Annotated in this window: 9 protein-coding genes and 1 pseudogene; 2 read left to right on the forward strand and 8 right to left on the reverse strand. The window is 36.7% G+C overall.

Annotation, left to right across the window (positions count from 1 at the left end):
* Positions 1–29: 29 nt before the first annotated feature.
* The 4 genes from NI466_RS15065 to mobQ form a co-directional block, all read right to left on the reverse strand.
* Positions 30–419 (reverse strand): hypothetical protein, encoded by a 390-nt coding sequence (locus NI466_RS15065; protein WP_228277153.1) that lies wholly within the window; start codon positions 417–419, stop codon positions 30–32.
* Positions 420–936: 517 nt separating this feature from the next.
* Complete coding sequence (locus tag NI466_RS15070; protein ID WP_290446029.1) at positions 937–1488, reverse strand: plasmid replication DNA-binding protein; 552 nt, start codon at positions 1486–1488, stop codon at positions 937–939.
* A gap of 60 nt (positions 1489–1548) precedes the next feature.
* The gene (gene repM / locus NI466_RS15075) at positions 1549–2499 is read right to left on the reverse strand and encodes a replication initiation protein RepM (protein ID WP_253173951.1); all 951 of its coding nucleotides are present in this window, start codon (positions 2497–2499) and stop codon (positions 1549–1551) included.
* A 585-nt stretch (positions 2500–3084) separates the two neighbouring features.
* Positions 3085–4518 (reverse strand): MobQ family relaxase, encoded by a 1434-nt coding sequence (gene mobQ / locus NI466_RS15080; RefSeq protein ID WP_253173952.1) that lies wholly within the window; start codon positions 4516–4518, stop codon positions 3085–3087.
* 209 nt (positions 4519–4727) lie between these two features.
* Between mobQ and NI466_RS15085 the strand changes: the two genes are divergently transcribed.
* Positions 4728–5009: a DUF8583 domain-containing protein gene (locus tag NI466_RS15085; RefSeq protein WP_253173955.1), complete on the forward strand. Its 282-nt coding sequence runs from the start codon at positions 4728–4730 to the stop codon at positions 5007–5009.
* A 29-nt stretch (positions 5010–5038) separates the two neighbouring features.
* Positions 5039–5230: a YqaE/Pmp3 family membrane protein gene (locus NI466_RS15090; RefSeq protein ID WP_057695016.1), complete on the forward strand. Its 192-nt coding sequence runs from the start codon at positions 5039–5041 to the stop codon at positions 5228–5230.
* Between the two features lie 387 nt (positions 5231–5617).
* Here the strand turns inward: NI466_RS15090 and NI466_RS15095 are convergent, their stop codons facing one another.
* From NI466_RS15095 to NI466_RS15110, 4 genes and pseudogenes are all read right to left on the reverse strand, one after another.
* On the reverse strand, positions 5618–6493 hold the full coding sequence (locus NI466_RS15095; RefSeq protein ID WP_253173953.1) for a hypothetical protein: 876 nt from the start codon (positions 6491–6493) through the stop codon (positions 5618–5620).
* A 76-nt stretch (positions 6494–6569) separates the two neighbouring features.
* Positions 6570–6965 carry a type II toxin-antitoxin system tRNA(fMet)-specific endonuclease VapC gene (gene vapC, locus NI466_RS15100; protein ID WP_005020938.1) on the reverse strand — a complete coding sequence of 132 codons (396 nt, stop codon included), beginning with the start codon at positions 6963–6965 and terminating at the stop codon, positions 6570–6572.
* Positions 6962–7192 (reverse strand): antitoxin, encoded by a 231-nt coding sequence (locus NI466_RS15105; protein WP_005020941.1) that lies wholly within the window; start codon positions 7190–7192, stop codon positions 6962–6964. Before NI466_RS15105 ends, vapC begins: the two co-directional genes overlap by 4 nt.
* A 631-nt stretch (positions 7193–7823) precedes the next feature.
* Positions 7824–8392: pseudogene (locus NI466_RS15110) on the reverse strand (ISNCY family transposase); the annotation flags it as partial.

Here is an 8392-nt window from a genome sequence, read left to right on the forward strand (position 1 = left end):
GGTAGGACATTTGATTTGTAGCGTTATTTTCATACCTCTATTTTATCAAAAGCCATATTGTTTTTTTCAGCATACTTTTTGAAACACCACCAAAATTTAGTATTTAAGTATTCGATAAAGCCCTCAATTTTCTTAATCACGTATAAGCAGATATACAAAGGACTCAGATTATCTTGCTGAGCTTTCTGTACTCTATACTTCGCCCTTTCTAAGACAGCAATTACATAGTGTATAGAGCTTTTTAGAATTTTTTTAGAATCTTTTTTTGAATACAGATAACAATCAATTTTTTCAAAAGGCCCATCATTGACCAATATTTCCAATATAGTGTCGCTAATGGATTTACTTATTGATTGCTCCATATGTTCAAATTCATATGAATGTAGAGCTTGTGCTATAACTATTTGAAGATTCTTCATTATGATTATTTAATGTTAGCCAATTTTGATCCTAGCATTATTTCCTGAAAAGAAAAAGCGTATAAAACCTAAAGTAAACATTGAGTTATTTTTATTCTTCGTTATGAAAAGTTAAAAAAATGATTCTAGGGCCAGAGCTGACTTGGAATTTAATGGCGTTAAAGTACCTGCTGGTCATGTCCATGCAACATTAATGGCCGCTTTTGAATTTGCATATGCTCAAGTAATATCAACTGAAGATTATGTTGGCTAAAGCTTAAGATTTCCTAAAATTAACATAATACACCTTATACGAAATGCTGTATAATTCCCTTTAGAAATCAATGCTGTAGATTTCTTATACAAGCCCATTTCCTCCAGAATGGGCTTTTTTATGGATTTTTCATGTTTCACGCTCAATAAATAAACAATGTTCCACGGGTTTATTCAGTTTTAATAAACATCATCCGGTTTTTTGAGGAGTCATTATTTCATGTGCTTGCACTGAAATTGGCTCATCAAAAAATTGGAGTCCTGGCTAACCATAGGGAAGGAAAAAACGGCTCAGGAAGCCCCTTTTTTTAGGCTCAGGCTCAACGTGTTCAGGGACAGGGATACGTTTGTTCTCTGGAGTAGTCAATCCGTCATAGTTCGATTCAGTCTGTGGCCGAGGATCTGTTGCTATATTAGAGTTAGTAGATTCATTTAACTGATTAATATTTTCTTGTTTTGACTGTTCTAAGGTACCTTTAAACTCAATTCTATGAGTAAGATCTTCAATATGTTGCATCAAAGACTTTTCTCTTTGATTTGCTAAATCTAACTGATTTTTAAGTAAAGAAATTTGATCTTTTAATAGGCTTTCAACTTCAGATTGAACGTGTACTTGTACATCCTTCTGAACTTGTTCAGTACGTGTACTGGACTGAACACCGACTGGATTGCCATAAACTCTGATAAGTTCAGATAAGTCTATAAGTCCATTATGATCTCTTGATAATTCACCATTTTTTAAAGCCTCATATATTGTTGTACGCGATTTTTTAAATGCTTTACTCGCGTCCATAACGCTAAATTTTGTTGTGTTCAATGGAATCCCTCAGTACGTGTACAAGGATGTTCATGTGAACATCCAATCTGAACATGAAGTTTATTTTGTATTAAATCCTACTTTCTTTAGATATGGCAGTAGTTCTTCAATTTTATGTGGATCCTGCAACATTTCGGCAATGCGAACCGCAAATTGAGAGTAACTTTCTGTACCTTGAGAATATTTATTCATCTCGGCAAGCTCAGAGAGTTTATTAGCAAAAAGATAACGTTGCGAATCAGTCATTTTTAAAACTATAGGTTGTATAGCTATATCTGACTTCTTTGATTGCTTTCTAATTTTATAGGTAAACTCAAATCCTATAATTTTTTTCCCTGCCTTCTTATTAGTATATTGAAGGTTATATATATCGCAGGCTTTGCTCTTATTTATTTGAGTGACAGCTAAGTCCAGGACATTGTCTTTTAAGTTTGACATAGTTTTATATTTATTTTGGATACCGAACCTAGATCGAAGATCATCTAACTCTAGAAAAACTTTTTGCTCTTTATAGTTCTGCACTTCTTTGAGAATTTCATATAAGCGATTGGCATATTGGCTGCTTAAATCAACCGTATGTTGAAGATCAATTTGAGTGAATTTATTAGCCAGCTCACTTACAAATGGTAAGACATCATTAGCAAATTGAATCTCAATTCTAGCTTCACCTTCAAGATATCCCTTCATTTGAATAAATCTATATGTTCTAACATGTTTTTTAGTATTCGAGATCTCTCGCTCTAATGTGAACTGGCGTTCAAATAGAGTATCTACAGCCGTTCTAAGGGCTTTATAACCGCCATCTATGGTGTCTGAAAACAAATCTGCATATTCATGAGCTGAAATGGTAATTGGTACATTATTATCTAATGTAATGTTATTAGAACGAATTTTTGATAAAGCAATATTGAACAATCTATGCTCAACAACAGTCATTTTATAATGAGCTTTTACTAAATCATTTGCTTTAGAGACAAGAATCGACATGTCTAAATTTTCTGAACGGCTCATTCTTATTTCCCTATAAAAATTATATGGATTTACCAAAATCTAGATAAACTTTTTACATAGGAAATCATCATAGCAGTATCCATTTAAATAGTAAAATAAAAACCTATGTTTATACGGATAAAACCTATGTTTGAAACGGATAAAACCTATGTTTGAAACGGATAAAACCTATGTTTATACGGATAAAACCTATGTTTGAAACGGATAAAACCTATGTTTATGCATTCATAATTGGTTGAAAATAATAAAGAAAACATGCTCTAAATATTAAATATTATAAATATAAAATAAAAAAGAAAATTCATAAAAATTGCCCTTGGTTTTCGCTTCGCTCAAACTCTATTGAATCTCGCTTTCGCTCGATTCGTCGGGGCAATTTTTGGTTAATATTTGCGTGACTTTTAGAAAAAACAAAAGCAACTCGGAATTCGCTTCGCTCATAAGTTTTTTATGCTCGCTTCGCTCGGTCTAGGTTCAATTTTCTGCATGTGATGAACGCTTTCTTAGGCTAACTTGCCTAAAAAGCTGTTTTTCAGGGAGTCGAGGCGCGAATTTTTTCAGTTCGCTCGTAGACACTCGCTCTGTTTAACGACTCATGCCACGAGATTTCATTTTTGGTACTTGCTGTTGTTTGAGTCGTTGTTCTTGTCTGAGTTTCAGCTGTTGTTCTGCTTTGATTTCATCGATATGTTTTTTGATGACACGATAGGAGCTGTAGAGCTTCTGATATTGCTCAGCTTTCGCTGGGTGATGTTTTTGGTATTGTTTCCAGGCATAGGTTCTAAACTCGTCTTTACCCAGTAAGTTTTTTACACCATGTTGTTTCTTGTCTTCGTGTTGGCTTTTTAAGTGCTGGTGTTTTCGGTAAATATCTTCACGCTGTTCTTCCCAGGCTTTTTTCCCAAATAGCAGCGGTTTCTTTTTGCTGAGTTCTGCATGTTGCTCAACCAGGCTTTGTAATTGATCCCGGCTTTTCTTTAATTCTGTCCGGATAATGTCCTCGGCCAGGTTTTGTGCGAACTCATTTTGATGCTTTTGCAGCTTGTTTAGGGTATTTGTGGCCTTTTCAAGGCTGCTTTGCATGAAACCTAGATCCAGATTCGCGTCTTTTGCGCTGATTTCGCCTTGAAGTACTTTAGCCAGGGAATCCCTCTGTTTTTCCTCAAACACGGCTTTTTCGTCAATTGGTGGCGTTCTAGCGCTATGTTCGATTTGAATCTGCTGTTCTTTTTTCAGTTTGCTGAGTTTTATCTCATTTTCAGCAATCAGCATGTCCATATTTTTGCCGTATTGCAGCTGAGCCTGATTTCTCTGTTTGATTTCATCATTGCTTCGACTGATTTCGGTTTCAATGCCTTGTCTGCGTAGCTCGGTGACTTTCGGTCCTTCATGCAGGGTCGCTTCCAGACCATTCTCCTGGTCTTTGTAGCTGCGGTGATCGACTCGGGCGGTGGATCCGGCCATATCCAGGTGAATATTGCAGATATCAGCAAACTGTTCACGCCAGTGTTCGATTTCTCCACTGTGTTTCTGATCGAGTTCCCGGGTTTTCTCTGTAAAACCTTCTGGAGTGAGTTTACGTGTGCTCATCAGAATATGGGCGTGATAATTGCGCTCATCACTGCCGGATCCGGTATGCGGTGCATGGATACAGGCATCAACCGCAACCTGGTGCCTTTCTACGATTTTAGAACATAGATCCTCAAGCATGGCCAGGCGTTGTTCCTCGTTCAGTTCACTGGGAAAGGCAATTTCAAACTCCCGGGCGACTGTGGAATTTTTTCGGGTTTCTCGTTGTTCAACTTCGTTCCAGAGTTTTTCCCGGTTTTTTAAATGCTTTGGTGCGCCTTCAGGTAAATAAATCTCTTTGTGTTCCACACCAGTCTTTCGGCTGTAGTCATGTTCCCGGCCTTCACGTTCGCAATAAATCTTTTCACCTGCGCGATAGGCAATTGCAGCAGTGGCGGAACGCCCTGCTGATCGTGCTACGGTTTTGACTGAAAAGTGGTAAATTGCCATGCCTGTTTTTCGCTTTTAAATTTTCACGTAGTGAAGTACAACCGTGGATACGGTTGTCGGGGTATTGGGGAGACCCCAATCGGACTTGAAAACGAAGTTTGCATAAGTGCGCTCTTCGAGGAAAACATTACTATACATATAGCACCTTGAATGCATATTCAAGTGCGCTTATGTTAGGGATGGTTTCCCAGGATGATGGTATTGGATTAATGAGCATTACTGAAACTTTAGATAGCAAGATTAAGGCACAGGAAGAGAAGCTAAAACAGCTTAAGGCTCAAAGACAGGCAGCATTGGCAAGAGAACGTGCCAAAGAGAAAGAGCAGGCACGAAAGGATGATACCAGACGCAAAATTTTAATCGGATCCTGCATGCTAAAAATCACTGAAGATGATGAACAGGCTCGAGCAAAATTGATTATGCAGATGGATAAATATTTAACGGATGAAAGAGATCGTAAGCTGTTTGATCTGCCGATATTTAATTATTAATTCTTTGAGAAGATACATAGGAATCTGAAATGAGATTATTGATTGCTTTAATTTTTCCCTGGCTGCTGTTTTTCACGATAGGACGACCATTTGCAGGCGTCATTTGTTTGGTACTTCAGATTACAGTTTTAGGCTGGATCCCGGCTGCCATCTGGGCAGTATATGCTTTGTCGCAATATAAGACTGATCAGAAAATTAAAAGAGCAATTCGCTCTTCATAAAGAGTTTAATTTTCTGATTTTTAGATCTGATTAATTTTGTGATTTCCATCACACTTATCCATAAGTCAGTAATCGGTTTTAGGCGGTTTTGGGGGTGATTATTTGATCAATAAGTGATCTAATAAGTCTTATAAAAATAACTATAAAACTCCAGAGGGAAAAAAATTAACCCTCTAATTCTTAGTTAGAAGAAGAAATAGAAAAAGAATTAGAGGTTTCATTTTTTATTAAATTCACTCTATTTTTGCCACAAAGCTCCTATCTAATATCGGTATGGGGCTACTTTTTTAACTTCGTATAAGAGATTTTATGTTAAACACCACACTAAAAGAGGTGTTTAAAAATTGAAGGTCAGTCAAAGGTAGGCCTTTAATTTATATTATAATTTTATTCTAAATTTAGAATATTCAGCAGCCTGAACCATAATGACTTTTTTTCTAAAACTGCTGTATGGGGAGTATCCGATCCATCAATTACACGAGTATTAGAAGAAGTAATTTCAGAATATCTTATTGAGGAAATAACTTGGTTTTGAGGATGACTATTACTCCCTTTATTTACTTCAGCTAACTTAATTTTAAGATCACCTCTGCCCTTGAGGTAAGGATATATATCGAGCATTGGAAATTTTTTACCTACATTATGCTCAGCAATAAAAAATAATTGAGGCTCAGGCAAGAAATTTGCTGGAAACGTAATCATACTTTTACTATTTAGATTAATTGTTTGATTGAATTTTGGATCAATTAGATAGTATTTTAATTCAGAATTAAAAGGCAACGCACTACTAGCGGCTGGAAAGTAGCGAAATACACCGCTTCCTTTACTAACCTTATCTAAAACAATATACAAAGTGTGGCCTTGATATTCAGGCTCAATTTTGACTACTTTTTCGAACTTTAAATTGCCTTCAATCGACTGCTTTCCTGTTGTTGGTTCAAAAAAGATCTGTTTAAGTTGCTCATTCATTGGAATTAAAACGTCAGCTACTAGCTGACCTCTTGTGGTACTACTATTTACAATAGGTACAGGTTTATTAACCTCAGCTTTCCAGCAAGTAATTGTTGAACATAAAGTGAAATTAGAGATATTAATCTCACCCTGATCATTATTGCTAGAAACAGCCAGACTTACTCTCAAACGTGACATCTTATTTTCTTGATTACCCTTATATTTTTCTAAATTTTGTGGTGTAAGCGTGGGGGAAGTAGCAAAAATAGATGTTGAAGATACCAGTAGAGTTAATACAAAGATTTTTTTCATTTTTATGGAATCTTAATAGAATTAATATTATACAAATTATGAGAAATCTAGTCCTTAAAAGGACTAGAAATTGTAATTAAACCCAGTTTTCTAACTTTAATCCATCTATACGCTCAAATTCCTTGATGTTATTTGTGACTAATACAACATCTAAAGCTAGGGCATGCGCTGCAATTAGCATATCCAAACTACCAATTATTTTACCTGTAGATTGTAGATCTTGACGTAGTTTTGCGTAATGCCAGATTGCTTTCTCATCGTAAGGTAAAATATCTAAGGGTGATAAAAACTTGTTCAATGCCTGTTTGTTACGCTCAGAGCCAGATTTTTCAACGCCAAAAGCTAATTCGGATGCTGTTATGCTTGAAATCGCAAGCTGACCAAGCTGGTATTGTTTAAAGCGTTCAAAAACATGCTCTGGCTTATGATTGATCACATAGATACAAATATTTGTGTCTAAGAGGTAAATCATTTGAAATCCTCACGTACTTGTTCGCCCTGATCTGCCCGTTCTAACTTGAATCCAACTTCAAACTCGTTTAGAGCTTCTAGCATTACATCCCAAGGATTGTCGATAGGCATCAATAACACACCACGTCCAAAACTTTTAATCGCTACTTCAGTACCATTAAAACGAAATGCTTTAGGTAACCTAACGGCTTGACTTCGACCTGTTTGAAAGACTTTAGCAACTTCCATTTTTTATCTCCTAATATGATAGGTATCATTGATACATATCTTATCATTAAATAATTTATAGCGTGTGATTTGTTGTAATTGGTGAATGACTTTAATCCATATTCTAGATGCCCATCCAAGCCTCATCTAAAAGTACAGAGCATAAAAAACCCCGGCATCCTGCCGGGGTTTTTCGTATTGGTTCGCTCGGTATAACTCCTGTCGTACCTTACAGTCCTTGTGCGTATCTATGTTCTTATTATTGTGTGGAACTTCCTGTTCCTGATGAATCCATCATAGAAAATTGCAGCCAAGTCGTACAGGCGCAAAGGGCCGAGATTGATGTGAGCATATACGTACAAGAGCGGCTAAAAACTGTCCCAGGTTTATCCGCAGAAATTGTGGATTCTTTCAGATCGTGAAGGCTTGTAATCTGGGCAAAAAACGCAATTTTGAGCGTTTTTTAGCCGATTTTATTGGCGAAATATGACAAATATGCTTAAAAAACACACGAGTTGTTAAAACGTATGTTTTTTGATCTTTGGGGTTTTGGATTTGTGTGGTTAAGTATTTGATAAATAAAACTATTTAAAAAATCTGTTATTCACCAATTAAAATGTCTATGCGATAAACCATTTAAAATGTCCTGTTTTTAACCACAAGAGTCAAGCACAGGATTTAAATTTCTTTGTCCAATAACAGCTTTCTGAGCTTTACGGCTCGGCATACTTTTCTTGGCACGGGAACGTTTATTCTGTTTCTCCAATTCTTCATGTTGTTGCTGGATATGCGCCAGGACTGAACCTAACCGTTTATTCTCAACAATCTCATTTTGCTGCAGCCCAGCCAATTTATTGAAGATGCTGTAGTTGAGCTTTCGTCCTTCATGCATGAGGGCCACAGTGCCATCCGGATACTCCAGAAATGAAATGTATTGCCCAGCAAGCTTATGATTCAGCTCTGTCGGTTCAAGCAGATAAATACATTTGTCATAGGTAATCGTCAGGTTCTTGGTGACCTTACGCGGTTCCTGCCAGGTAAAAATATCATCCAGTTCAAGATCAGATTCGGTTAATGGTCGATGCAGGTTCTTTGAGTTTCGCGCACACTTGGCAAACTTCTGATTGAACTGCTCAATAAAGCAGGGCAGCCAGGCATTTGCCTCGGCAATTGAACAGATACCTTCTAGGCGCATTTCCTTGATCAGGCGATCCTGGAGTG

It is taken from the genome of Acinetobacter lwoffii (genome assembly GCF_024129595.1).
In the GTDB taxonomy this organism is placed as follows: Bacteria; Pseudomonadota; Gammaproteobacteria; order Pseudomonadales; family Moraxellaceae; genus Acinetobacter; species Acinetobacter lwoffii_O.